General features: G+C 44.1%; 24 protein-coding genes. 2 read left to right on the plus strand and 22 right to left on the minus strand.

Annotated elements, in window-relative coordinates; translation table 11 throughout:
* Positions 1–251: 251 nt before the first annotated feature.
* From spoVE to CGZ90_RS03380, 16 genes are all read right to left on the minus strand, one after another.
* The gene (spoVE, locus tag CGZ90_RS03305) at positions 252–1352 is read right to left on the minus strand and encodes a stage V sporulation protein E (RefSeq protein WP_094250903.1); all 1101 of its coding nucleotides are present in this window, start codon (positions 1350–1352) and stop codon (positions 252–254) included.
* A 34-nt stretch (positions 1353–1386) separates the two neighbouring features.
* Complete coding sequence (murD, locus tag CGZ90_RS03310) at positions 1387–2739, minus strand: UDP-N-acetylmuramoyl-L-alanine--D-glutamate ligase (RefSeq protein WP_094250904.1); 1353 nt, start codon at positions 2737–2739, stop codon at positions 1387–1389.
* Between the two features lies 1 nt (position 2740).
* Positions 2741–3715 carry a phospho-N-acetylmuramoyl-pentapeptide-transferase gene (gene mraY / locus CGZ90_RS03315; RefSeq protein ID WP_094250905.1) on the minus strand — a complete coding sequence of 325 codons (975 nt, stop codon included), beginning with the start codon at positions 3713–3715 and terminating at the stop codon, positions 2741–2743.
* Positions 3712–5094 (minus strand): UDP-N-acetylmuramoyl-tripeptide--D-alanyl-D-alanine ligase, encoded by a 1383-nt coding sequence (locus CGZ90_RS03320; protein WP_094250906.1) that lies wholly within the window; start codon positions 5092–5094, stop codon positions 3712–3714. The genes mraY and CGZ90_RS03320 overlap by 4 nt, the downstream gene beginning before the upstream one ends.
* Entirely contained in the window at positions 5091–6566 is a 1476-nt protein-coding gene (locus CGZ90_RS03325) for a UDP-N-acetylmuramoyl-L-alanyl-D-glutamate--2,6-diaminopimelate ligase (RefSeq protein ID WP_094251769.1), read from the minus strand. The genes CGZ90_RS03320 and CGZ90_RS03325 overlap by 4 nt, the downstream gene beginning before the upstream one ends.
* Positions 6567–6655: 89 nt before the next feature.
* Entirely contained in the window at positions 6656–8590 is a 1935-nt protein-coding gene (locus tag CGZ90_RS03330; RefSeq protein WP_094250907.1) for a stage V sporulation protein D, read from the minus strand.
* Between the two features lie 66 nt (positions 8591–8656).
* Entirely contained in the window at positions 8657–10840 is a 2184-nt protein-coding gene (locus CGZ90_RS03335) for a penicillin-binding transpeptidase domain-containing protein (RefSeq protein WP_094250908.1), read from the minus strand.
* A gap of 20 nt (positions 10841–10860) precedes the next feature.
* Positions 10861–11226 carry a cell division protein FtsL gene (gene ftsL, locus CGZ90_RS03340; RefSeq protein ID WP_094250909.1) on the minus strand — a complete coding sequence of 122 codons (366 nt, stop codon included), beginning with the start codon at positions 11224–11226 and terminating at the stop codon, positions 10861–10863.
* 13 nt (positions 11227–11239) lie between these two features.
* Positions 11240–12172 carry a 16S rRNA (cytosine(1402)-N(4))-methyltransferase RsmH gene (rsmH, locus tag CGZ90_RS03345; RefSeq protein ID WP_094250910.1) on the minus strand — a complete coding sequence of 311 codons (933 nt, stop codon included), beginning with the start codon at positions 12170–12172 and terminating at the stop codon, positions 11240–11242.
* 33 nt (positions 12173–12205) lie between these two features.
* A complete protein-coding gene (gene mraZ, locus CGZ90_RS03350; RefSeq protein ID WP_094250911.1) occupies positions 12206–12637 on the minus strand; it encodes a division/cell wall cluster transcriptional repressor MraZ in 432 nt (143 codons plus the stop codon).
* A gap of 120 nt (positions 12638–12757) precedes the next feature.
* Positions 12758–14389 (minus strand): bacillithiol biosynthesis cysteine-adding enzyme BshC, encoded by a 1632-nt coding sequence (gene bshC / locus CGZ90_RS03355; RefSeq protein WP_094250912.1) that lies wholly within the window; start codon positions 14387–14389, stop codon positions 12758–12760.
* A gap of 80 nt (positions 14390–14469) precedes the next feature.
* Positions 14470–14853, minus strand: a complete 384-nt coding sequence (locus CGZ90_RS03360) for a DUF3397 domain-containing protein (protein ID WP_094250913.1) — start codon at positions 14851–14853, stop codon at positions 14470–14472.
* Positions 14854–14859: 6 nt separating this feature from the next.
* Positions 14860–15756: a ketopantoate reductase family protein gene (locus CGZ90_RS03365; protein ID WP_094250914.1), complete on the minus strand. Its 897-nt coding sequence runs from the start codon at positions 15754–15756 to the stop codon at positions 14860–14862.
* Between the two features lie 122 nt (positions 15757–15878).
* Positions 15879–17417: an acyl-CoA carboxylase subunit beta gene (locus CGZ90_RS03370; protein ID WP_094250915.1), complete on the minus strand. Its 1539-nt coding sequence runs from the start codon at positions 17415–17417 to the stop codon at positions 15879–15881.
* A gap of 49 nt (positions 17418–17466) precedes the next feature.
* On the minus strand, positions 17467–17679 hold the full coding sequence (locus CGZ90_RS03375; protein WP_094250916.1) for an acetyl-CoA carboxylase biotin carboxyl carrier protein subunit: 213 nt from the start codon (positions 17677–17679) through the stop codon (positions 17467–17469).
* Between the two features lie 24 nt (positions 17680–17703).
* Positions 17704–19044, minus strand: coding sequence for an acetyl-CoA carboxylase biotin carboxylase subunit (locus CGZ90_RS03380; protein ID WP_094250917.1), 1341 nt, complete (start codon positions 19042–19044; stop codon positions 17704–17706).
* A gap of 168 nt (positions 19045–19212) precedes the next feature.
* Here CGZ90_RS03380 and CGZ90_RS03385 point away from each other — a divergent pair, with 168 nt between their 5' ends.
* Positions 19213–19689, plus strand: coding sequence for an N-acetyltransferase (locus tag CGZ90_RS03385; protein ID WP_094250918.1), 477 nt, complete (start codon positions 19213–19215; stop codon positions 19687–19689).
* A 48-nt stretch (positions 19690–19737) separates the two neighbouring features.
* On the opposite strand, the gene CGZ90_RS03390 is transcribed toward CGZ90_RS03385, so the two are convergent.
* The 4 genes from CGZ90_RS03390 to CGZ90_RS03405 all read right to left on the minus strand — a co-directional run bounded on the left by CGZ90_RS03390 (position 19738) and on the right by CGZ90_RS03405 (position 22018).
* Positions 19738–20316, minus strand: a complete 579-nt coding sequence (locus tag CGZ90_RS03390) for an RsfA family transcriptional regulator (protein WP_165766750.1) — start codon at positions 20314–20316, stop codon at positions 19738–19740.
* Positions 20317–20420: 104 nt separating this feature from the next.
* On the minus strand, positions 20421–21185 hold the full coding sequence (locus tag CGZ90_RS03395) for an enoyl-CoA hydratase/isomerase family protein (protein ID WP_094250920.1): 765 nt from the start codon (positions 21183–21185) through the stop codon (positions 20421–20423).
* A gap of 87 nt (positions 21186–21272) precedes the next feature.
* On the minus strand, positions 21273–21446 hold the full coding sequence (gene rpmF, locus CGZ90_RS03400; protein WP_094250921.1) for a 50S ribosomal protein L32: 174 nt from the start codon (positions 21444–21446) through the stop codon (positions 21273–21275).
* A 50-nt stretch (positions 21447–21496) separates the two neighbouring features.
* Positions 21497–22018 carry a YceD family protein gene (locus tag CGZ90_RS03405; RefSeq protein WP_094250922.1) on the minus strand — a complete coding sequence of 174 codons (522 nt, stop codon included), beginning with the start codon at positions 22016–22018 and terminating at the stop codon, positions 21497–21499.
* Between the two features lie 145 nt (positions 22019–22163).
* Here CGZ90_RS03405 and CGZ90_RS03410 point away from each other — a divergent pair, with 145 nt between their 5' ends.
* Complete coding sequence (locus CGZ90_RS03410; protein WP_094250923.1) at positions 22164–23387, plus strand: nucleotidyltransferase; 1224 nt, start codon at positions 22164–22166, stop codon at positions 23385–23387.
* A 47-nt stretch (positions 23388–23434) separates the two neighbouring features.
* Here CGZ90_RS03410 and CGZ90_RS03415 read toward each other — a convergent pair whose 3' ends face one another.
* Positions 23435–24490: a SepM family pheromone-processing serine protease gene (locus CGZ90_RS03415; RefSeq protein ID WP_240515332.1), complete on the minus strand. Its 1056-nt coding sequence runs from the start codon at positions 24488–24490 to the stop codon at positions 23435–23437.
* The gene (locus CGZ90_RS03420; protein ID WP_094250924.1) at positions 24487–25275 is read right to left on the minus strand and encodes a patatin-like phospholipase family protein; all 789 of its coding nucleotides are present in this window, start codon (positions 25273–25275) and stop codon (positions 24487–24489) included. The genes CGZ90_RS03415 and CGZ90_RS03420 overlap by 4 nt, the downstream gene beginning before the upstream one ends.
* Between the last annotated feature and the right edge of the window lie 31 nt (positions 25276–25306).

Here is a 25306-nt window from a genome sequence, read left to right on the forward strand (position 1 = left end):
CATTGCCCCTCCTTGCTGATTCGCTGCCTATACTATCTTATGTGCTGGTGCAGAACTCGTGAGTGCTGCCTGCCAAGGTAAAAATACATAAGACAATAGTAGTATTCGAACAGGTTATTGTTTTATAGGATGTACTCGGCCTTATTAAGGCAAAAAAAGCTAAAATAGCATAAAGCAACCCTGCCAACAAGGCAGGGTGTGCATAACCAGTCTATCAATAGAATAAGAGAAAACCCATGTAAACTCAAGCTTTAATACCTTGCATATCTGCTGATGTTCAGCAGGACACCGATGGATGCAAGCATAAGGGTAAGTGAAGATCCTCCATAACTAAGAAAAGGGAGGGTGATCCCTGTGACAGGCATAAGTCCTGTCACGACTCCAACATTTATCATTACTTGTATCGCTACCATGCCAATAATCCCGATCGCAAGAAAACTGCCGAACAAATCTGGAGCGCCAAGCGCTATCCTGATTCCTCTCCATAAAAGGATGCTGAACAGGAGCAGAACGAACACTGCACCAATAAAACCAAGTTCCTCAGACAAAATGGCAAAGATAAAATCGGTCTGCGGTTCAGGAAGATATCCGAACTTCTGCCTGCTCTGACCGAGGCCGAGACCTAGAAGACCGCCTGGTCCCAGAGCATAAAGAGACTGGATGATCTGAAAGCCGCTGCCCAAAGGGTCACTCCATGGGTCCAAAAAAGATGTGATCCTCTTCATCCGGTAAGGAGCGGATATTATCAATGCTGCAAATCCCATAAGCCCTAGGACTCCTAGACCCGCAAAATGAGAGATTCTTGCACCCGCTACAAAAATCATGACAACACTTGTTCCAACCATTACAGCGCCAGTTCCAAGATCTGGCTGAAGCATTATCATGGCAAATGCCGTCAGTACAAGAGTGAGAGTAGGCAGCAGTCCTTTTTTAAACGAGGTGATCTTTTTCTGATGCTCAGCTAAGTATTTTGCAAGAAAGGTTATCATAGCCAGCTTCATGAATTCAGAAGGCTGTATAGAAAAAGCACCGACACCTATCCAGCTTCTTGCCCCGCCTCTTACCTGGCCGATTCCAGGCACAAGCACGACGATCAGCAGCAGGAAGCAGATCAGCAGCAGCACCTTTCCCCATGTTCTCCACGTCATATAGTTGATGTTCATGATAAAAAACATAGCGGCGATGCCAAGCCCAGCGAACAGCATCTGCCTTTTGGCAAAGAAAAACGCATCGTTAAATCGATATTGCCCAAGATCCGCACTCGCGCTGTAGACCATGATGATGCCTATAGCCAGAAGCATGAACGTGGCGGAAATAAGCAGGAAATCTGGAGCAGACTTTTTGGAAGGCAATGCGAACACCCCAACTCTACATTTTGTGCAAACCTTATTTCAGTTTATGCACAGAGCTGATAAACATGTCCCCTCTTTGTTCAAAAGTCTTATATTGATCCCAGCTTGCACAAGCTGGGGACAGCAGCAGGACATCACCTGCCATTGCCAATCCAAAGCCTTTAGGGACTGCATCCTCCACATTATCGGCCGAAACAATCGTATGTATTCCTGCCTTCAGGCCTGCTTCTTTTATTTTTTGAGCTGTCTGACCGAAGCAGACTAGCGCTTTAACATTTTTCAAGTGCGGGATTAGTTCATCAAATTCATTTCCTCTGTCAAGCCCGCCGGCAAGCAATACAACAGGAGAACTAAAGGCTGAGAGTGCTGCGCTTGTCGCCAGAATGTTTGTAGCTTTTGAATCGTTGTAGACCTTCACTCCGTCTATTTCTTCAACGAATTGAAGCCTGTGTTTTACGCCCGTAAAAGTCTTCAAGACTTCCCTTATTCTTTCGCTTTTTGCACCTGCTAGTTTAGCAGCACAAACAGCAGCAAGGATGTTTTCCAGACTATGACGTCCTGGAAGAACGATCTCGCTTACGGGGATGATGTCTTCATCATAGAAATATAGGTTGCCGTCCTTTATATAACCGCCTTCTGTAAGTACTCGCTTTGCTGAAAATGGGACCTTGCGGGCTTGAGAACGGGCTGCCAGCTCTGAGACTGCCTGATCATCTGCATTAAAGACAGCAAAGTCCTGCACTGTTTGATTAGCAAAGATCTTCCCTTTCGCAGCTCCGTATTCTCCGAAAGTTCCATGATAGTCCAAATGCGCTTCAAAAAGGTTAAGAAGCACTGCAACTTTTGGGTGGAAGGTTTCAGTACCCATCAGCTGGAAGCTCGAAAGCTCAGCAACAAGTACCTCTTCTTCAGTAGATTTAGCCGCCATCTCACATAACACGGTTCCAATATTTCCAGCTACAACAGGCTTTTTGCTGCTGCCTTCAAGCATCAGGCCGACAAGCGTCGTTGTCGTTGTTTTCCCGTTAGAACCTGTAATCGCAACGATCTCTGCTTCAGCAATCTGTGAAGCAAGTTCGATTTCCGTTACAACCGGGATGCCGCGCTTTACCGCTTCACTTATCAAAGCATTTGAGTATGGGATGCCGGGATTTTTGACAATAAAATCAACTGGCTCGTTCAGCAGCTCGATAGGATGTCCTCCGCAAACCGTCCTGATTCCTTCCAACTCAAGAGCTTCTGCTTCTTTATTTCCTTCTCTGCCCGAAAAATCGTTGACAGTTACAGATGACCCGAGTGAATGCAGCAGCTTGGCTGCTGCAAAACCGCTTTTAGCAAGACCTACAACAAGGACACTCTTTTTGTTAAATGATAATGAGTTCTTCATCTTATAACCACACCTCTAGATAAATTCCGATTGAAGCAAATAGCAGGCCAACAAGCCAGAACGTCATGACAACACGCCATTCTGACCATCCGCTCAGTTCATAATGGTGATGAAGCGGGCTCATCTTGAAAACTCTTTTTCCAGTCAGTTTGAAAGAAGTCACTTGTATCATAACGGAAAGTGTTTCAAGAACGAATACCCCTCCAATGATGACAAGCAGCAGCTCCATCTTCGTAAGGATAGCAATTGCGCTAATCGCACCGCCAAGTGCCAAAGAACCAGTATCTCCCATGAAGACTTTAGCCGGATGAGCATTAAATACTAAAAATCCAAGAACGGCACCGACAACAGCAACAGAAAATATTGCCGCTTCATAATGAAGCATTGTTGATGCTAATACAGCAAATGCGCCAAATGCAATCGCAGCTGTTCCGGCAAGAAGACCGTCCAATCCGTCTGTGAGGTTGACAGCGTTTGAAGCCCCAATCAGCATAAACAGCACGAAAACTGGATAGAACCAGCCTAATTCAAAACCAAAGTCCGTTCCAGGAATGTTGATTTTAGTCGATATACCGATATCCATAAGCCCCCAATAGAATAGGGCAGCAATAACAAGCTGGCCAAGCAGCTTTTGTTTTGAGGTAAGTCCAAGATTTCGTTTTTTGACTACTTTAATAAAATCATCAAGAAAACCTATAAGACCGTAGCCAAGTGTCACTAAGAGCAGCAGGTTTGTTTCTGCCGTCACCGTAAAGAACTTAGCCGTCATGGCATATGTTCCTGCCACCAGAGCAAGCACGATGATGATGCCTCCCATAGTCGGTGTCCCTGACTTTTTCTGGTGAGACTTTGGCCCTTCATCTCGAATGCTCTGGCCGAATTTCAATCTTCTTAAAAAAGGAATAAAGAAGGGTGAACTGATTACGGCTACTAAGAATGAAGTTAGAAGGGTAAAAAGTAAAACTTGCTCAATCATTTTTTTGTCTCCTGTTCATCTGCTGAAAATTCATTTACAAGTGTCTCCAGTGACATACCTCTGGAGGCTTTAAATAAAATCGCTGTTTTTTTGTCCATAAGCTGACTCAAAAGGGAAGCGGCATCTTCTTTAGCAGGGAAAGCATAAACTTTCAAACTGTCTGACCCGGTTTTTTCAAGCTCATCCGCAATCCAAGAGGCTCTTGGGCCAACCGTAATCACTATATCGATTCCGACGCCTGCCTTTTGTGCAACTTTCCTGTGCATTTCCTCTTCCATGCTGCCAAGTTCATACATATCTCCGAGGACGGCAACTTTGCGTTCAAATCCTTCAAGACCCGCAAGCGTTTCAAGAGCGGCCATCATGCTTGTCGGGCTTGCATTGTACGCATCGTTGATCAATAGCGCACCGCCGCGTCCTCGAGATGCCTGCAGCCTCATGTTTGTTATGTTCAGGCTGTTGAGGCCTTCATTAATTTTATTTTCTTCAATATTTAGATAGTGAGCAACAGCAATAGCATATGCCGCATTCTTTACATTATGTTTTCCGAGCACAGGTACTTTATAAACAGTGGTACCTTCTTCAAGCTGAAAAGTGAAACCGTCAGTGCCGCTTTCAATGCTTGTAATATGAAATGATGCTTCTGTGCTGAACCCAACAGACAAAACATTGTCGCCTTTTTGGTTTTTCAGAAGCGGTTCATCTCCGTCTACTACGAGCAGTCCGCTTTCTTTTAGGCCGTCTTTGATCTCGAGCTTGGCTTTAGCGATTCCTTCCCTGCTGCCAAGCTGCTCCATATGACTTTCGCCTATGTTGGTAACGATTGCCACATCAGGTTCAGCAAGCTTGCTTAAATAAGAGATTTCACCAAATCCGCTCATTCCCATCTCGAGAATAAGCACCTCGGTTGTTTCCTCCATGGACAAGATCGTCAGAGGCAGTCCGATATGGTTATTGTAGTTTCCTTGTGTCTTAAAAGTGGCAAAAGTAGTGGAAGCCACACTTTCTACCATATCCTTTACAGTCGTTTTTCCGTTGCTTCCCGTTACACCAATAACAACAGGATGCACTTTTTTTAAATACCATTTGGCGATATGCCCCAACGCAAGAACAGTATCTTCAACCATGAGCAGAACGAAGTCTTCAGGAAGACCCTCAGGAACAGGTGTGCCTTGCTTCCAAAGCGACGCAACAGATCCCTTCTTTATGGCATCTAACAGAAAATTGTGACCGTCAAATCTTTCTCCAGCTATCGGAACGTAAAGTGATTGCGGCGAAACATTTCTAGTATCTTTTGTAACGGCTGATATTACCGCGTTTTCAGCATTGCCCTCTACCCTTTCAGCCAGATGGCAAATATCTTTTAAATGTATCTTCATTTTTTAATTCCTCCGATTGCTTCCTTTGCGACTTCACGGTCATCAAAAGTAAGTACATCGCTTCCAATGATTTGATAGGTTTCATGCCCTTTGCCGGCGATCAGCAGGATATCATCCTTGCTTGCTTTACTCACGGCATATTCAATGGCTTCTTTTCTATCGGGAATTGTAACATAGCGGGCATCCGCATCCACGCCTTCTTCCATATCCTTCAGGATTGACATAGGATCCTCGCTTCTCGGATTATCACTCGTAAAGACGGCTTCATCAGCCAGCTGCACTGCGATCCCTGCCATTATAGGCCGTTTCGTTTTATCTCTGTCTCCCCCGCACCCGACGATGGCTGTCACCTTTCCCTTAGCAAACTCTTTAATCGTTCGAAGCACATTTTCAAGGCTGTCAGGCGTATGGGAATAATCGACGATCACAGTAAAATCCTGACCAGCATCGACCGTTTCAAACCTTCCTGGCACACCTGTCACTGCTTCAAGTGATTTCACGATCTGTTTGAGCGGAACTCCCGACAGAAAACATGCAGATGCAGCAGCAAGTGCATTGTACACAGAAAATTTCCCGATCAGGTTCAGGGTTACTTTGACGTTTTCATGGTTAGGAGCAATGAGCGTAAAGACTGTTCCTCTTGACGTGATTTCAATGTCCTTTGCCATCATGTCGCTCGCTGTATCAATTCCGTATGTGAGGACCTGTGAAGAAGTTACACGTTTAAAGGCAGACGAAGCCGGATCATCATTATTTAATACAGCCGCTTTTACCTCATCATTTTTATACACGTTCCCCATCTGCGAGAACAGCAGACTCTTTGCGTACAAGTATTCTTCCATATTGCGGTGATAATCAAGATGATCTTGCGTGAGATTCGTGAAAACAGCGATATTAAAATCGCAGCCTCTCACTCTTCCCTGATCAAGTGCATGAGAAGAAACCTCCATTACCGCTGTCTTTACTCCTTCTTCCTTCATTTGGTGAAACGCTTTTTGCAGGAAGAGCGATTCCGGTGTCGTGTTCGCAACTTTATAGCTTTTTCCTTTAATTTTCATATCAATCGTGCCGATCAATCCAGCTGGAATTGAAGCATCACTAAGAATCTTCTCGATCAAATGCGAAGTCGTTGTTTTACCGTTTGTTCCGGTGATGCCGATCAAGTGCATGCTTTGTGTCGGATGCTCATAAAAAACATCAGACAAAATAGCCAACGCCCGTCTCGTATCGTTTACCATGATAACTGGCAGTCCGGCGCTGTCGACTTCTTTCTCAGCCAAAATAGCGGCTGCTCCGTTTTCAGCAGCCTGCCTGGCAAAGTCATGCCCGTCCATCGTAAAGCCTTCAATACAGACGAATAAGCTGTTTTTTTGAGGTTTTCTAGAGTCCATCTCGATCGTTTCAATGTTAGGATTTTCATCTTTATTAAGTGTGTAGTTCAATAGATTGCTTAAAAGTGCTTTTAGTTCCATCCAGAACAAACCTTCTTCCATTTTGTCATTTGAAACAAAATAAGCCAAGGCTTCTGCTGCGCTTGGCTGTATATTATGCAACCTCTATTTTAATCTCCCGCACCTTTTTTGTCACCCAAAAATAGACGGATAGTCGTTCCGGCCTTAACTTTGGATCCGGCTTTAGGTGATTGTTCAATAATATATGAACCTTCGCCATGGGATTTCACTTTAAGATTATAAAACATCTGCTTCAGATCTTTCGCCTTTTTACCTACAAGGGCTGGTACCTCAATAAGCGGCTCATCAAGCCACGTCAGTTCCTTTTCGATCTGATCCTTTCTCTTTGGCACTTCCATTGCACGCAAGGAATCATCGATAATATTCCTTACGATAGGTGCAGCCACAACTCCCCCGAACTGGAGCGTCCCCTTAGGATTGTCGATCGCCACATACACGACGATCTGCGGGTCGTCGGCCGGTGCCATCCCGATAAACGATACAATATGGTTGTTTTTTAAATATACTCCGCCTTGGGCTTTTTGCGCGGTTCCTGTCTTTCCGCCAACACGATAGCCGTCTACGAAAGCATTCTTTCCAGTCCCCTGCGCGACAACACTTTCAAGTGCACGGCGGACTTCTTTAGACGTTTCCTCTGATATGACCCTGCGCTTGAGCTTCGGTGTCTGTCTGCTCACTACTTTTCCCGTGATTGGATCAACAAGCTCTTTCGCAATATAAGGTTCGTACAGATACCCTCCGTTTACGGCCGCAGACACGGCTGCCACCTGCTGTATAGGAGTGACGGCAACCCCCTGTCCGAACGCTGTTGTTGCCTGCTCTAGCGGACCCACCCTATCAAGCGGGAACAATATTCCTTTTCCTTCACCTTGCAGGTCGATTCCCGTTTTTTCACCAAATCCGAACTGCTTAATGTAAGAGAACAGTTTTTCTTTCCCAAGCCTCTCACCGAGAAGGACAAAACCAGGGTTGCAAGAGTTTTGCACCCCTTCAAGGAAGGTCTGGCTTCCGTGCCCCCCTGCCTTCCAGCATTTAAGTTTCCTTCCCGCAACGCTTATAGAACCTGGATCATGAAAATGGTCATTATCCAAATCCACTTTCCCCTCTTCAAGAGCAGCAGCTAGGGTAATAATCTTAAATGTTGAACCTGGTTCATATTGCGCCCACACCGGCAGGTTGCGGTTGTAAATTTCCGGTGCAGTTTTTTGATATTCTTCCGGGTTAAAATCAGGACGGCTGGACATCCCAAGTATTTCACCTGTATTTGGATTCATCGCGATGGCGATGGCACCATCTGGGTTATAAAGGGCGTCTGCATTGTCTAACTCCCTTTCAATAATCGTTTCTACTCGTGAATCAACCGTAAGCCTTAAATTATATCCATCTTTAGGTTTTTCATACTTATCAGAAAGTGACGGCATTCTCCTGCCTCTCGCATCTGAAAAGAAAGACACATGCCCTCTCTCGCCGCTCAGCTCTTTATCGTAATAAAGTTCAAGTCCGGTGAGCCCTTGATTGTCAATTCCTGCAAACCCAAGGACATGAGACAAATAGGAGCCATTTGGATAATGGCGTTTGCTGTCTTCTGCTACAAAAACACCTGGCAGATCGAGGCTTCTCACTTCATTTGCTTTTTCATTGCTGATTTTCCGCCCGCCTGGATAAATTTTAACCATAGATTCTTTTTCAGTAATTTTTTTATATACATCTGTTTTTGAAATCCCTAAAACGGCTGCAAGATCCTCTGCCGTTTTATTAGGGTCAGCGACCTGCCGCGGTACAACATATACAGTCGGGGCGCTAATATTCACAGCAAGAGGCACATCGTTCCGGTCTGTGATTTTGCCCCGTTTCGGCTCAAACGGAATATTGCGGCTCCATGAATCCAGTGCTCTCCCAGTCAGCATATCACCAAGAACGAATTGAACATACCCTAATCTCACACTGATGATAAAAAAGAAAGACAACCCAAAAATCATGGCAAAAATTAAACGCCTGCGTACAGTTACATTTGATACGCGCACATACACAACCTCCCTCATATGGCTCGTAACAAATATATGCTTGTACACAGGCGCCTAGAACGCTTGTCAATCTGTAACTTTCTTGTCGTCTTCCTTGCTTTTCTCTTCAGCTTCAGCTGCAGCTCTGGCAGATTTCAGCTGTACAACGAGGAAGTCTCCTTTTTTAACAATGGAATCTTTCTTGATGTTCTGCTTGGCTGCAAAGCCGTTGCCTGTTACCGTTTCTTTAAGCGATAGCAGGCTGGACAGCCTTAGGATATCCATATAAGACCATCCAGTCAGATCAGGCATTTTAACCTTGCCTCCCGTATAAAGCAGCACTCTTTCGCCTTTCAGCAGTTTTGCTCCTTCATAAGGTTCATGAGACTCTATTGTATTGCCATCTCCAAGAACGACCGGCTGGAAGCCTGAATTTTTCAGCCTCTCCGCAGCATCAGCCGCATTTTCACCCTTTAAGCTCAGCAGAGGGCTTCCATGCTCTTTTTTCGTCTTTTCACCAGGTGCGAGTTTAACATCCTCTGGGACGATGTTTAAATACTGAAGGCTGCTTTTCATCACGCTCGTAAAAATGTTGGCTACTGGCGTGTAGCCCATTTCTGGATACTTGATGGAAGGTCTGTCAACAGCTACATACATGAGCAGCCTAGGATTATCTTTCGGTGCCATACCCATAAAGGAAAAGATATTTTCTCCCCATCCATGGAGGTACTTGCCTGTTTTTTCATCAGTGACCTGAGCTGTTCCCGTTTTTCCTGCAACACTGTATCCTTCTATTGCATATGGGCGTCCTGTACCGTTCTTAACCACTTTTTCAAGGATGTCTCTCGTTTTCTTTGCAGTAGCTTCAGAGATAGGACGTCCGGCAATAAATGGCTCATGATCTTGGATCACCTTGCCTGTTTTCGGATCCTTTATCTCTTCTATCATGTACGGCCTCATCATCTTGCCGCCATTAGCGACCGCTGTAGCGGCCTGTATCTGCTGTATTGGAGTGACCGTGGTACCTTGACCAAAAGCGGTTGTAACTTTTTCGATTTCGTAATTGTAAAGCACTCTGCCGCTCGCCTCTTTAGGAAGATCGATTCCTGTCTCTTTGTCCAGTCCGAACTTGGACAAATACGTTCTCAGACGCTCATACCCAAGCTTTTCACGGGCCAATATGGAAAATGCGACATTGGAAGAGTTTTCAACACCCTGATCGAAGGTGATGGATCCCCAGCCATTTCGGTTGTGATCGTAGATCGGCCGCGTGATTTTCGGCAGCTTATAAGATCCTGATTGGAAATAGGCGTTTCCGTTATAGACATTTTCTTCGATTGCTGCAGCCAGTGTGAAGATTTTCATTGTAGATCCCGGCTCGTATGCAGAAGAGATGGCGTAATTTGTATAATTCGTAATGTCCTTTTTGTTTGGGTTAAAAGACGGCCTCGAACTCATCGCCAGGATTTTGCCCGTTTTTGGGTCTGCTACTATGCCGACCATCCTTTTCGGCTTATATTTTTTGTCAGCTTGAGTCATTGCTTGATCTAAATAGAGCTGAATTTTTTCGTCTAGAGTTAAGTAAACTTCTTTTCCGTTTTTAGGCGGGACGATTTTTTCTTCCGAATCCGGAAGTTCATTGCTGTATCGGTCACCCATGAACGTAACATGGCCATCCCTTTCACCTAGCTGTCTTTCCAAGCTCTTTTCAAGACCCATCAGACCGGCGCGCTTATTTTCATCATTTAGACCGGTAAATCCTAAAACATGAGAAGCAAAATCCTGGTTCGGATAATATCGCTTCGATCCTCTGTCAAAGCTGATGCCAGGTATCTTAAGCGCTTCAATCTTTTCTTTCTTGCTGTGAGAGATGTTTCGTCCAGCCGGGATTTCAACTTGAAATACATTCTCTTTTTCCAGCAGTTTCTCCAGCTTCTCTTCATCAGTGTCAAGGATTGGTGCCAGTTTTTCTGCTGCTTCTTTAGGATCCTTCACATGAACCGGATAATCCTTTTTAAGGATAGCGATTACGGTATAAGCAGGTATATCTTCTGCCAGCGGTTGCCCGCTGCGGTCATAGATGTTCCCTCTTTTTGCAGAAAGAGTATCACTTTTCAGCCATTTCTGTTCGCCATATTCAATTAGATTTACACCTTCAGCACTCTGAGTATACGTAACGTAAAAGAATTTTCCTGCCAGAATAGAAAAAAGCAAGATAAACGTATAAATCAGAAATCTTGCTCCGCTATTGATTCTTTTATTTTTTTTCATAGAACACACCTTGCCGCGAGTTAATTCTGTACGACCTTAACATTTTTATCGTCTAGCTTGAAGCCTTGTTCTTTAGCGATTTTAAACATTCTTTCCGGTGCGCTCAGTTCTGTGACTTGAAGCTTAAAATCTTCTTTTTTCTTCGTTTCAAGCGAAATCGTCTGCTCAAGCTTTTGGTTGCTAAGAGAATTGCTGTAAATGGAAGCGTAATTAGCAATAATCCACACTGCTCCTGCTAGAAGGACCACCGCTGCAAACACCCAAAGGAACTTCTCTCCCTTTGTAACGCCTCTTGTTTGGATGGAAACTCCAATTTTCGGCTGTTTCGACGGCTGAGGCATCTGAACTTGTTTTTGTCTTTGCACTTGATAAGCTAAGTTGCTCATTTTCTTCTCCCCTTTACTTTTGTTTTTCTGCTACTCTCAATTTTGCTGAACGCGACCGGCGGTTGTCATCAACTTCTTGGTCTGTCGGCAGTATAGGCTTTCTCGTAATCATCTTTAAAGTAGGTTTGTACTCTTCTGGTATGATTGGCAGCCCTGGAGGAAGTTCTGGTCCAGTGCTTTCCTTTTTCATGATAGTCTTGCATGCTCTGTCTTCGAGCGAATGAAAAGTGATGACCGCTATCCTGCCCCCTAAATTCAGAAGGCTGATGGAGTCCTTCAGCGCGTCTTCAAATGCGTTCAGCTCGTCGTTTACTGCGATCCGGATCGCTTGGAACGTCCTTTTGGCAGGGTGGCCGCCTTTCCGCCTTGCTGGTGCTGGTATCGCTTCTTTAATGATTTCAACTAGCTCGCCGGTGGTTTCAATCGGTTTCTTAGCTCTGTGTGCCTCGATCTTGCGGGCAATTTGCTTTGAAAACTTTTCTTCGCCATAACGCCAGAAAATTTTCATCATTTCCTCAAATGGCCATTCGTTTACGACCTCGTGAGCAGTAAGCGGTGCTGTTTGGTCCATCCTCATATCAAGAGGCGCGTCCTGCTGATAGCTAAAGCCTCTTTCCGCTTCATCTAGCTGCGGTGAGGAAACACCAAGATCAAACAGAACCCCGTCAACCTCTGTTACTCCATGGTGTAACAGCTCTTCTTTTATGTACCTGAAATTACTGCGGATGATGGTATACTTGCCTTCATACTCCTTCAGCATTTTCTTGGCGTTTTCAATAGCTTTATCATCCTGGTCAAAAGCGTATAAATGCCCTGTTGTCAATCTAGACAAGATTAGCGCGGTATGCCCTGCGCCTCCAAGTGTACAATCTACATATATGCCGTCAGGCTTCACGTTCAGTGCGTCAACAGATTCTTCTAATAATACCGTTATATGGTCAAACAATTACAAAATCCTTTCTTCAGTGAGACTGGTAACTTAAAGATCAAAATCGAGAAGGCTTTCTGCAATCTCTCCGAAAGACTGCTCTGAATTTGAGAAATAATCCTCCCATTTCGATTTGCTCCAAATCTCTATTCTATTCGACACGCCGATAACTACGCAATCTTTTTCGAGTTTTGCATAATCTCTAAGCGGGGGAGCTATGTTTACTCTCCCCTGTTTGTCCAGCTGGCATTCGGTTGCGCCTGAAAAGAAAAATCGGGTAAAAGCCCGTGCATCTTTCTTTGTAAAAGGAAGGCTCTTAAGCTTTTGTTCAATGACTTTCCATTCATCCATGGGATAGACAAACACACACTCATCCAGTCCTCTTGTCAAAATAAAAGTGGAACCGAGCTCTTCTCTGAATTTAGCGGGGATAATCATACGTCCTTTTTCATCGATGTTATGCTGATGCTCGCCCATGAACATATGATTCCACCACCTTCTCCCCTAAATCTACCACATCACTCCACTTTCCTCCACTTAAAATTAATATTCGTGTGAAATAAAAAAAATCCTTCTGTCATCAGAAGGATTTCTAAAAAAATATTAAGAATGAAGGGTGATTATTTTATGAACCCCGTTGAAGGCTGGCTCACTTTTTAATAGGAGTGACGGAAAATCACTGCCATAGCGGTTCATCATCTCGTAAAGTGAAAGCACACGCTCTTGGAGCCTTCCGTCCGGCTTCAGCAGCAGCTCAAGCTCATTTGCTTCAGCCAGAGGCAGCTTCACTTTCTTTCTCAGCCTGTGCTCCATCTTGTTTTCCAAATACTTTAATTCCCTTAGAATTCTTTCCTTATTGTAAATCCCGAGCCGCTCAAGGTCTCCATTAATGCTCAATGCAAGATCGGTGAGATTTGCATGAGCTTCCATGATCTGTTTTGTTGCATCATTAATGATCGCATCAAAATGTTCAGGTTTATTATTGTTTGCAAGTTCCACCCGGACAGTATCCAGCCCATTGAGCAAAGCATTCTCAAGGCTTATTCCCCACTCGCTCAGCAAATCTTCTGCTTTTTGATCAATGACGGTGAAAGACAGCCTTGGAACGACCGGCGGCATCTTTCGTCCGAATAAATGAAACACCTTTTTTAGCGAAGCCCAATATGCGATTTCTCCAGGACCTGCTATAAAAGATAAAACAGGAAGTATCCATTCCTGCATGAGCGGTCTCGTCACAACGTTATTACTCAGTTTTTCAGGAGATCCTTCAGCGAGCTCCTTGAACTCATGCGTATTAAAGGAAATTTCTCCGTCTTTAGAACTGAAATCACCTTCACCATTGCGATAAAGAAGTGTCCTTTTATCTTTTTCGTAATAAAAAAGATGTGTGTTTCCTTGCTGTGCTTCAATTGGAGCTGCATATCCTCTAGATGCGAGTTCTTCTATTCCGTCAGTGAACGCCTTATCAATCGCAGCATTTTTTTCTGCGATCAACGCTAAGTAGGACGGCTGGATCTTTTTAAAATCAGGATCACCCGAGTCAAGCAAGATCAATCCTTCTGCTGCAAAAAGCCGGCTAAGGCTGAAAGCAAAGAAGTCAACCAGCGTCGTGCTTTTTGCAGCATCCTCCCTGACAGAATTCAGAAGCTTCTTCGTATATGGAGTTTCTCCAAACGAGCGGAAAATTTCCACGATCAGTTTATCCACTTCAGCAAGGTCAAGTTTAAAGCTGCTTGCCGGACTTTGAGAAGTGCTGGTATGCCGCAATGGTTTTTTCTTCAGCACACCATTTTCCCGCACAAACACATGATTTATTTCATCTAGATCATGATCTTCTCCCGCAATCCAGAAAACAGGGGCAACTGGAGTCCCCAGTTCTGCTTCAGCCTGGTTTGCGTAAAGAAGGATACTGACTGCTTTATATATAGTAAGAAGAGGGCCCGTCAAAAAGCCGGCCTGCTGGCCGCCAACTACTGCGAGACCATTAGGATTTCTCAGTTTAGCTATCGATTCAGCTGTTTTTTCATTATAGTAAAACTTCTGGTTAAACCGCGTAAGATATGCAGTAAGCTGCTCCCTTGGAAACGCATGCTGAAGAAGTTCGTTCTGTCTTCGCCTAAGCGCATCGCGGCTTTTATAGTCATAGTCAAAAAACGATACTGCAATTGGATTGTTCTCAAGATAATCAGCCGTAAAGAGCTGTTTTTCCGGAATCTTCAGTTCCTTGATTTTCATTGCCGGGACTCCCTTTCTCTATGTAACCGTGCGATAAGAGTATAGCAGAGAACCAAGCCTGACTGAAACTAATCTGCTCCTTATGCCGATAGTATCCGGTCGTAAATGCCAAACACTATAAGTCCAGCGTAAGCGGCCGACATGAGTAAAAACTGAAGCCGCCAATTGATTTTCATCAGCTTTCCAAACGTGATCTCTTTTTCCAGCTTCCATAATACAACGCTCACTCCGATGCACCCGCTTAAAAAGATAAGCGCTAGCGCCCAATAAAACGGCTCGTTAAAAATCACTTCTGTCAGCCTGTGTACAGAAAAAAACAACGTGAATGTCGTCACGTCCCTTGCGATTACAGCTGATTTTCTAAGCTTTCTAGTTTGCCGCTTGAACGAAACATAAACTAGAAAATACATTAAAAAAGGTGCTGCAGCAAATATCCCGAGCACCCCGCCCGTAAATGTGGCCACCTAGTTTCAGCCCTCCCATTCTATTCCCTTGATGGATTCATAAATCATTCTAGTCATTGGTGTATCTATGCCTTTTTTTTCACCGCTTGTTATTATATAACCGCTGATGCTGTCAATTTCCGTTTTCCGGCCAGAATCGATATCCCTTAACATGGATGATCTGTTATTCTTTGTATTTCGGCATACTCGGTATAAATCCTCCAATAGTCCATCTTTTTGTTTTTGCAGCTCAAGCACTTGAAGAGCCTCATCAAAAAGATATTCCATCAGCTTCAGATAGTGAGGGTTTTCAAGCAGCATCCCATTCTTGATCTTAAATAAAGCTGTTACTGGATTGATAGCAGCATTGATCAGCAGTTTCTCTGAAAGCATTGGTATGTAAGCAGCATTCTGCTCAACTTTTGTGGTATCACCGAACAGATTTTCCCAATTGAAGTCTGGTTTTACGATAACAGGGGCAACTCTTATCCGCCCTTCGCCAGCATGGTATACAGCGTTATCCTTTTCTTTCATCACTCCATGTTCCGCGACACCAGCCCATACCTTTCTTTCTTTGCCAGCAAGTTCCTCCATCAGCTCTACATGTGACATACCATTTTGCAGAAAAAGAAATGTTTTGCCTTTACTAAGATCAGAAACCAGCAGTTTTGCTAATTGTGCCAGTGCCGGCTGCTTCACACATATCACTATGATATCTTCTTCGAAAGCAAGGGAATCTATGGAATAAGCATGTACCTGGATTACCTTTTCCATTCCTTCATTTTTATACAGCAATCCATTTTCTCTTAATAAAGAAGCTTGTTTTTCTGTTCTGCAATAAATAGCTGTATTCACCTGCTGTCTCTCGAGCAGACACGCCATAAGCAGACCGATTGCTCCTCCCCCAATAACGGCTACTCTCATGATATTGCCTCCCAACCTATAAACGCTCTATTCCTATTATATACCGGAAAAGATATCCCATCTCGTTAAGGCATCTCTCCTATAAAAAAATCCGCCTCTTAACGTATAGAGGCGGATCTTCCTTACACTGGATATACCGGATGTTTTCTTTCGCTAAAGACCATTTCTTTGGACTCATAGAATGCAAGCCGTCCTGCCAACGTTTCCCTTAATGAGGATGCCGGAACGATGTCATCGATAATCATTTCAGAAGCGAGTTTATAGATATCGATGTGCTCTTTATATTCCTGATGCTTCTGCTGAACAAACTGAATTTTTTCTTTCGGGTCTTCTATTTCATTAATTTTATTGGAGTACACAGCGTTAACAGCCGCTTCAGGTCCCATAACGGCGATTTGCGCAGTCGGCAAGGCGATGCAGCAATCCGGTTCAAACGCAGGGCCTGCCATCGCATAAAGTCCTGCTCCATACGCCTTTCTTACGATAACTGAAATTTTCGGAACCGTTACATCGCTCATTGCTGCGATGAGCTTTGCTCCGTGGCGGATGATGCCTGCCCGTTCTACTTTCGTTCCAATCATGAATCCAGGAACGTCAGCTAAGAAGATGATTGGAATCGAGAATGCGTCGCACAGTGTGATAAACCGAGCGGCCTTATCAGCAGAATCAACAAAAAGTACGCCGCCTTTCACTTTCGGCTGGTTGGCCACAAGTCCGACCACTCTTCCGCTAATCCTCGCAAAGCCTGTAACGATTTCCTGCGCGAACAGCTTTTTCATCTCAAAAAAACTGCCCTCGTCCACTAGTCTGTCTATAAATTCATACATATCAAATGGTACGTTTTGGTTCTCAGGCACGATCGCCTCAAGCTGTCTTCCCTCAATAGGATCTCGGCTTTCCGTTTGCTCAGGCTTTTCTTTGTAGTTAGCAGGAAAGTAGCTTAAATAATTTCTTGCCGTGCTGATTGCTTCTTTTTCATCAAGAGCAAGAAAATCTCCGCACCCGCTCACTGAACAGTGCATACGAGCTCCGCCCATCTCCTCTAACGTCACCTTCTCGCCAATAACTTTTTCCGCCATTCGCGGTGAACCGAGGTACATAGAGGCATTCTGGTCAACCATGATGACAATATCACAAAAAGCAGGAATGTATGCTCCCCCCGCTGCTGAAGGGCCAAATAAGATACATACTTGAGGGATCATACCGGACATCTTCACTTGATTGTAAAAGATTTTTCCCGCACCTCTCCTGTTCGGGAACATGTCAATCTGGTCGGTGATGCGCGCACCCGCAGAGTCGACTAGATAAAGCATCGGTACTTTCAGTTTCTTCGCCGTTTCCTGAATGCGGATGATTTTCTCTACTGTTCTCGCACCCCAGCTTCCAGCTTTAACAGTAGAGTCGTTTGCCATCACACATACTGTCTGGCCGTTCACTTTTCCGATAGCAGTAACGACACCATCGGCAGGGAGATCTCCAGCCTGGTTGTTAGCAAACATCGCATCTTCTACGCTGTATTCACCGCTGTCAAACAGCAGCTGCAGTCTTTCCCTTACGAACATTTTATTTTGCGCAGCATTCTTTTCGTGATATTTAGACGCGCCGCCTGCCGTAATTTTCTCTATATTTTCTTTGAGACGTTCATCGAGCTTTACTGTCATGGTACCCTCCATTCGCAATCTGAGCGTCCGCTCAGATTGCCGCCGCAAATTATTTTAATACGACAAGTACGTCGCCTTCATTTACAAAATCACCAGAAGCTACTTTTAATTCAGCAACCGTTCCTTCCTCAGAAGCATCAATTGGAATCTCCATTTTCATTGACTCTAAAATAATGACGCTTTGTCCGGCTGAGACGGTGTCTCCTTCTGCTACTAGTACTTGCCACACGGTTCCTGCCATAGATGCTGTAATTTCTTTCATGAGTTTCTCTCCTCTTTTTCTTCGTTACTTTTTCGTCGGCTGTTTTGCCAAAAAGGCTGTTGTATAATCACCTTTACGGAATTGCTCATCACTAAGTATTCTTTGGAACAATGCAGCATTTGTTTTGAGTCCCTCAATAGTCAGGTCACTGAAGAATTTTTCCGCTTCAGATATGACGGACTCTCTTGTGGAATCGCTTACAATTATCTTCGCGATCATCGGATCATAAAAAGGAGTAACAGAGTTTCCTTGTTTATAACCGCAGTCCACTCTAACCTTTTCATTTTCAGGGAGTATAAGTTGATTGATACTGCCTGGCGATGGCATAAATGTGACAGGATCTTCTGCATAAAGCCTGAATTCCATCGAGTGGCCGGCTGCTCTAATTTCATCCTGCGTAAGCGAAAGCGGTTTTCCATCCGCGACGTCCAGCTGCCATCCTACTAGATCAATGCCAGTAATCATTTCTGTTACGGGATGCTCTACTTGAAGCCTTGTATTCATCTCAAGGAAATAGAAATCCCCGCTCTCACTGACGACAAATTCCACCGTTCCTGCATTTGTGTAGCTGACTGCTTTTGCAGAAAGTACGGCTGCCTGTGTGATTTTATTTCTAAGCTCTTCTGTCAAAAACGGAGAAGGAGTTTCTTCTATAACTTTCTGGTTGCGACGCTGCACGCTGCAATCACGCTCATACAAATGAACAATATTTCCAAAACTGTCCCCAAAGATCTGAACTTCGATGTGGCGAGCATTCTCGATATATTTTTCAATAAACATCGATCCGTTCCCAAAATATGAGAGCGCTCTTTGCTGGCTTGATGCAAAATGCTGAATGAGCATTGCCTCATTATCGCATTTAATCATCCCGATTCCCCCGCCGCCGCCGCTTGCCTTCAGCATGACTGGATAACCGATGGATTGAGCGATTTTCACACCTTCCTCCACGTCCGCAACAGGTTCAATCGTTCCCGGTACAACAGGAACACCAGCTTCAAGCATCGTTTTACGGGCAATAATCTTGTCTCCCATTTTCTCTACTGTCTGCCAGTCTGGTCCAATAAACTTAATCCCTGCTTCTTCAATCTTTCTGGCAAAAGTTGAATTCTCAGAAAGCAGTCCGTAGCCTGGATGAACCGCATCGGCTCCTTCAGATACTGCGATTTCTATAATTTTATCACTGTTCAAATAAGATTTTGCCACGGGCGGTTCGCCGATGCGAAAAGCATAATCCGCTTCGCTCACAAAAGGAAGCTCCGCATCCGCATCTGAGTATACAGCTATCGTCTCGATGCCCCGATCCTTGCATGTCTTAATAATTCTTAATGCAATTTCACCGCGGTTTGCTATCAATACTTTTTTCATTTTATCCTCCTCCCTGGTGTTCAATATGCGTTTTTCGACAACTAGTCCGCTATTTCCTTTTTTTCTGACGCGAAATGAAATGAATATTTCATTTTTAAAGAATTTTTCGCCTTTTTATTATATACTATTGTTAAAGATAACAGAATATTTAACAAGGGGGCTTCACATATGAACTACGAAGTGAAAAGACTGGTCGTAAACTACAAGACCCTTGAGGAGTTCAAGCAGTTCAAAGAATACGGCATACAAGAACTATCCATGCTTGAAGATCTTCAAGATAACATCATTGAAAACGACAGTGAATCTCCGTTCTACGGAATCTATTATGGCGATAAGCTCGTTGCAAGAATGAGTTTATATAAGATTGAATCCGCTTACGATAAATACTTTGAGCCAAGCGAAGGCTATCTGGAGCTGTGGAAGCTAGAGGTTCTTCCACACTATAAAGGCAAAGGCCTAGGAAGCGCACTAGTCGAATATGCAAAAACGTTTAACCTACCTGTCAAAACTAACGGAAGGCAGCAATCGAGCGGCTTTTGGGAGAAAATGGGCTTCGAGCCTGTTTCATACGTAGAGGAAAGAGACCGCGGTGAGAATCCATATGTATGGTATCCACAAGGTGTAAGTGAACAGAGGCTTGCCTGAATAATAGTATGAAAACGCAAAAGCAGGATGGCATGTGCCATCCTGCTTTTATTTTTGCTGCATCGTTTCGAGCTCCTGAGGCTCCCTGCGCTTCCTTGCGCGGTCCATAATGCCGATAAGAGCTTTATAATCCTCACAGACGATAGAATATTCTTTATTCAGTCTTTCTAAGCTGTCTTGCAGCTCTGCATGACGGCTTTCCAGATCGAGCAGCTGCTGCCTTAGAGAATGGTTCTCCTCACCAAGCGGCGCATTTTCCGCATTTTTCAATTTCAAATCCTGCAGAAAGAGTATGACTTTATCAATAAAAGCGCTGCTGCGATACGAATCCGTTGCTTCATTTTGCGAAACGTACACCTCAGGTTCATTCCATTTTTCTTTCTTGGAGGATTTCCCTTTATTTCTTTCTTTTCTTTGTTTTTTTGCTAATGAAATGGCTGTATCATATTGCTTTCTGATCAGCGAATTCCATCTGAAACCGCAGGCTGCCGGAGTCCTTGACAGCTTCTCTCCAACTTCTTCAAATGCCAGAAGCTGGGTGCTTCCCTCTCTTATATGTTTGAGTGTCACCTCGGCCAAAAGCAGATCTTCATCCTGAGTCCAGGCGTCCTGGCGCATTGCAGTCAATCTTATCCCTCCCAAATTAAGTCGTATAACATAAATATGCATTTACTAGAAGAGATAGAAGTTTCTATTAACTGCTTTTTTTCCAGATCCAAAACAGTCTATATTTAAGGTTTCCTGCTTAAAAATTCACGCACTCTCTCGTGATGTTCTTCAGATTCCCATAAAATGCTGCACCTCTTGATTTCTTCTGCTATTCTCGTTTCAAGCGATGCTTTGTCTACTTTGTCAAGAAGAAGCTGTTTGTACGACTGAATGACCCCCAGCGGCTGAAGAGTGTATCTTTTTAAATAGTTTCCAGCTGCACTCTTAATATCGCTGTCTTTAAAAACATATTGCAAAAATTGGTTTTCGTAAGCCTGTTTAGAAGTAAAAAGGGAAGCACTGCAGAGCATGTCCAGAGCATTACTGCCCGATATTCTTTCAAGAAGATAAGATCCGCCTCCCCATCCCGTCGAAATCCCGAGCCTGCCCTGTATGAATCCGAGTTTTGCTTCCCCTGCCGCAAGTCTGATATCACAGGAAGCAGCCAATTCACAGCCACCGCCGACTGCAGTGCCGTTTATGAGTGCCGCTGAAAGCTTAGGAAAATAAAAAAGCGACTTTAAAATGCTTCCCATTTCAGAAAGCATTACCAACGCTTCAGCTGAACTATTGAGCGAATGAAAAGCAGACAGATCGCCGCCAGAACAAAAAGCTTTTGACCCAGAACCGGTCACGACCAATATTTTTACTGCAGGATCATCTGCAGCCTGTCTGATATATTGTTTCATCTGAGCCATCACATCGAAATTGACCGCGTTCCTGATGTGAGGCCGGTTAATCGTCAGCCATCCGATTTCTTCTTTTACTTCATATAACACAGAAGGCATCTGTATTCCTCCCTCACCTTTAGTAAGCGCTTTCTTAAATATGTATATGAAAAAACAGGAAGCGTTAGCTCCCTGTTTTAAATGCAATTACTTGCTTACTACTTCTTTTCCTTTGTAGCTGCCACACTCACGGCATACACGGTGAGATAGTTTGTATTCACCACAGTTTGAACATTTTACCATTCCTGGCATAGAAAGCTTGTAGTGTGTACGGCGCTTAGCTTGGCGAGTTTGGGAAGTTCTGCGAAAAGGTACTGCCATTTGTTCCACCTCCTTAAAAGACTGGAGAAAAACGGGTTTTCCCGGATTCCTTATTTGTTTTCATCCTGATCAAAAAATTTAGCAAGACCAGCTAGTCTCGGATCAACGCGGTTGTTTCTTTCTTCTTCAGTAATGCGCTGCCACCCTTTGCCTGTGTTAGGCGCCGGGCCTTCATCAACACCGACAGCTGTGATCTTCAGAGGCTTTTCAAGCAGGATGTGCTCTTCCACGATCGGGAGGAGATCCAAATAATGCCCGTCAACTTTATGAAGATTGTCTTCATCCCCAACAGCCGGGAAATCCGGGTTAAGTACAAAGATCTCGGTCGTTTTTACTGAGAAAGGAAATTCCACATCGGCGAGGGTATTTGCACAAGGCAATACCATCTTACCTTCTATAGTCATATAGAACGTAGCTTTTTGCTGGTTCACATCCGCATGGCCTTTGACGTGGACAGGTGATATGCTCCTTATTTCGGGATCTTTTTCAAGAACACCTGAAGCATCTGCCTGCTCCTCAAAGTTCAGCGGTTTGCGATAGAAATTTTTCAATTCCTGTAGTGACCATTTCATTAAAAATCACCTCAAGGCAACAGTAGTAATTATATCGGTCTAAATATAAAATGTCAATATGATATCTTTACACCGCACTTTTGATTTTACGCCTTTTTTTAGTAAAATAAAAGAGATAAATTCTATTTTCTGAAAGGATTAGAAAATGAACGCATGCGGTGTAGTTGTCGAATATAATCCGTTTCATAACGGGCATTATTATCATTTACAAGAAGCGCGAAAACAAACCGGAGCCGATTGCATGATCGCCTGCATGAGCGGCAATTACTTGCAGCGCGGCGAACCGGCCATCGTATCGAAATGGACACGGACAAAGATGGCGCTTTCTGGCGGTGCTGACATTGTCATCGAACTTCCTTACCCTTTTGCCACATCAAATGCCGAGTATTTCGCGTATGGAAGCATCTCCATATTAGAGGCAATGGGCGCAGAAGCATTCTGCTTTGGAAGCGAGTCAGGCAATATGGACGATTTTATCACTGCTGTTGACGTATTTCAATCCAGCCGCCATCAGCTTGATGCTAAAATATCGGAATTAATGGCAAAGGGCTATTCCTACCCTAAAACAAGTTCGATCGCATTCGCTGATATCGGCGGCCAAACTTTAGACCTGAGCACACCGAACAACATACTCGGTTTCGAATATGTGAAAGCCTCGGTTTTAAACGGTTACTCAATAAGGCCAGAAACAATCCAGCGCAAGAGCGCTCAATATCACGATGAAGAACTGGGTAAAGGCGTGATCGCAAGTGCGACTGCGATCAGAAAAGCAATATTCTCCAGCAGCTCAGCTAACACAGCGGACTATCTGCCTTCACCTTCTTACGATCTCTTAAATGAAGATCACAGCCGTTTTAATAAAATGAACTGGGAAATGCTTTTCCCGTTCTTCAAGTACAAAGTTCTCACTTCCACGAAGGAAAAGCTCTCTTCTTATTATCAAGTAGAAGAGGGGCTTGAGAACCGGATAAAAGAGTGTGTGCTTCATGCTGAAACATTTAATGAATATATGACTGCTTTGAAAACGAAAAGGTATACATGGACAAGGCTTCAGCGGGCATCGCTTCATATCTTTGCTGATGCAGTCAAAGAAGAAATAAAAAGCGCTTTGAAATCTCCGCCGCCTTATCTGCGTGTTCTTGGAATGAGCAAAGCAGGTCAACAGTATCTGTCTCATATGAAAAAGAAGACGCCGCTTCCATTCGTTACGACGCTTTCTAAATTCAGCCACCCTTTACTGGAGCTTGAACTTCGCACATCAGCTGTATATTATCATATCGCTAAGAAAAGCAGTGGAACAGTCTTTAACGAGTACGCACAGCCTCCCGTCATGTTTGATGAGCGGGAGCAAGCTTTCAAAAATTCATAATGCTTTAGCAAAAGCACGCGGACAGATGCCCGCGTGCTCCTTTATTTTCATTTTTCTTCAAGGGTTTCCAAAAACTTAAGCGCATCATCAAGAGTTTTGACAGGAACTATCTTCATTTTGCTGGTTATGCTTTTCTTAGCTTTCACGGCATCTTTAAAGTTGTCTGCTGCTACCGGAGCAAAAAAGATTTCCGCTCCCGACTCATCCGCTGCTACTACTTTTTGTCCGATGCCGCCAATCGGACCGATTTCTTCATTCAAATTCATTGTTCCTGTTCCCGCAATCCTGCGCCCTTTTGCAAGGTCTTCATCACTTAGCTGGTTCATGATCTCTAATGTAAACATCAAGCCTGCTGAAGGACCACCGATTTCAGATGCGTTAATGTTCAACTTCGGATTCGTTTTTATGCTGATATCGGTAACAGGATAGGTTATCCCAAGGCCAGCTTTTGAATTGTCCCCGCCAGAAAGTTTTTTTGGAAAAGGCGTCAGTTTTAAAGAGACGGTGTCCTTTTTATCCCCTCTTTTAAACGTAACACTTACCGAGTTTCCCTTTTTCTTCGAAGCAACATATTCCAGCAGCTGAGACGTTTCACTCACTTTTTTGTTATCCAGTGCAACAATTATGTCCCCTGGCTTAAGTTTGCCTTCTGCAGACATTCCTTCAATAATTCCCGTCACATATACTCCATGATAAGAGATATCAACTTGCTTTCCGGATTTTTTATAGGCAACCACTGTCGCTGCATGCTGGGAATCTTCCATCATCTGAAGCTGGCGCTGGTTGTATTCTTCATCACTTTCATCTTTCTGCCGCACTTCTTCGGCAGGGATGATTTCTTTAAAATCAGTTACTTTCGCCCATATATATTGAGGGATGTTCGCTTTTCCAATCCTGACGGTCGTGAGCATGAACACCCCTTTGTCATCGTCCCCGCCTTCTACTTTAATGATCGGGTCCAGCACTTTCGCGTCTCCCGGCGAGGTTATGTAATACGGCAGCGGATACAATGCGACAATCGCTGCAGCAAGCAAAATAAGCAGCAGCTTTTTTGTAGAGGAAAAAAACGGTTTCATCTGAGTATGATGTTCTTGTTCTGTCATGAATGCGACTCCTTCCATTTCTGTATCTTTTCCTGGATATAGGGAATTTGTTTGCGGCCTGCTTCCTCTCCAATAGCGATAATTTCATTCACATCCTTAAAAGCTGTTGAGCTATACTGCTCTACCATCGGCCTGATCATGACATCTGCCGATATTTCATGCCACCGTACCATTTCACGCTGCATGATATCGATGCTTTGGATGATCACATCAAAAATGGAAGAAACGGAAGGCTCTGCTTTAAAATGAGAGATGTCGACAGCAAGGACAATGTCTGCCCCCATTTCCCGCACAACGCTTACTGGAACCCTATCGATTACTCCGCCGTCAACCAGCAGCCTTCCCTCTATTTTTTCGGGTACGAGAATACCTGGTATTGAAATGCTCGCTCTTACAGCATCAGATATTGGTCCTTCACGGAAGACGACTTTATTTCCCTGAATCAGATCAGTAGCAACAATCGTCAATGGAATCAGAGTCTCCTCGATGTTTTTGTTGTGTGTCAGGAGCCTGATCAGCTCTTTGATCTTTCTTCCTGAAATAAAACCCATCTTCGGCACTGTATAGTCCATATAATACTTCCGTTTGAAAAGATTCGCCATTTTTTTCATGCTTTCATCCGGCTGTCCGATCGCAACCAAAGCTCCGACCAGTGCACCCATGCTGCTTCCAGAAATAAGGTCGATTGGAATGCCAGCTTCCCTTAACGCGGAAATCACGCCTACATGAGCAAAACCGCGGGCACCTCCTGAACCAAGAGCAAGGCCGATTTTAGGTTCTTTCATTCCAATCCCTCCTTTAGTTTATCCTTTTTTT

The sequence above is a fragment of the Fictibacillus aquaticus genome, from assembly GCF_002245695.1.
Taxonomy (GTDB): Bacteria; Bacillota; Bacilli; order Bacillales; family Fictibacillaceae; genus Fictibacillus; species Fictibacillus aquaticus.

Coding starts and splice junctions, on each gene's coding strand:
- murD (WP_094250904.1), bottom strand. CDS start 2,739: ATGAAGAACTCATTATCATTTAACAAAAAGAGTGTCCTTGTTGTAGGT.
- mraY (WP_094250905.1), bottom strand. CDS start 3,715: ATGATTGAGCAAGTTTTACTTTTTACCCTTCTAACTTCATTCTTAGTA.
- CGZ90_RS03320 (WP_094250906.1), bottom strand. CDS start 5,094: ATGAAGATACATTTAAAAGATATTTGCCATCTGGCTGAAAGGGTAGAG.
- CGZ90_RS03325 (WP_094251769.1), bottom strand. CDS start 6,566: ATGGAACTAAAAGCACTTTTAAGCAATCTATTGAACTACACACTTAAT.
- CGZ90_RS03335 (WP_094250908.1), bottom strand. CDS start 10,840: ATGAAAAAAAATAAAAGAATCAATAGCGGAGCAAGATTTCTGATTTAT.
- ftsL (WP_094250909.1), bottom strand. CDS start 11,226: ATGAGCAACTTAGCTTATCAAGTGCAAAGACAAAAACAAGTTCAGATG.
- mraZ (WP_094250911.1), bottom strand. CDS start 12,637: ATGTTCATGGGCGAGCATCAGCATAACATCGATGAAAAAGGACGTATG.
- bshC (WP_094250912.1), bottom strand. CDS start 14,389: ATGAAAATCAAGGAACTGAAGATTCCGGAAAAACAGCTCTTTACGGCT.
- CGZ90_RS03365 (WP_094250914.1), bottom strand. CDS start 15,756: ATGAGAGTAGCCGTTATTGGGGGAGGAGCAATCGGTCTGCTTATGGCG.
- CGZ90_RS03370 (WP_094250915.1), bottom strand. CDS start 17,417: ATGACAGTAAAGCTCGATGAACGTCTCAAAGAAAATATAGAGAAAATT.
- CGZ90_RS03375 (WP_094250916.1), bottom strand. CDS start 17,679: ATGAAAGAAATTACAGCATCTATGGCAGGAACCGTGTGGCAAGTACTA.
- CGZ90_RS03380 (WP_094250917.1), bottom strand. CDS start 19,044: ATGAAAAAAGTATTGATAGCAAACCGCGGTGAAATTGCATTAAGAATT.
- CGZ90_RS03385 (WP_094250918.1), top strand. CDS start 19,213: ATGAACTACGAAGTGAAAAGACTGGTCGTAAACTACAAGACCCTTGAG.
- CGZ90_RS03395 (WP_094250920.1), bottom strand. CDS start 21,185: ATGCCTTCTGTGTTATATGAAGTAAAAGAAGAAATCGGATGGCTGACG.
- rpmF (WP_094250921.1), bottom strand. CDS start 21,446: ATGGCAGTACCTTTTCGCAGAACTTCCCAAACTCGCCAAGCTAAGCGC.
- CGZ90_RS03405 (WP_094250922.1), bottom strand. CDS start 22,018: ATGAAATGGTCACTACAGGAATTGAAAAATTTCTATCGCAAACCGCTG.
- CGZ90_RS03410 (WP_094250923.1), top strand. CDS start 22,164: ATGAACGCATGCGGTGTAGTTGTCGAATATAATCCGTTTCATAACGGG.
- CGZ90_RS03415 (WP_240515332.1), bottom strand. CDS start 24,490: ATGACAGAACAAGAACATCATACTCAGATGAAACCGTTTTTTTCCTCT.
- CGZ90_RS03420 (WP_094250924.1), bottom strand. CDS start 25,275: ATGAAAGAACCTAAAATCGGCCTTGCTCTTGGTTCAGGAGGTGCCCGC.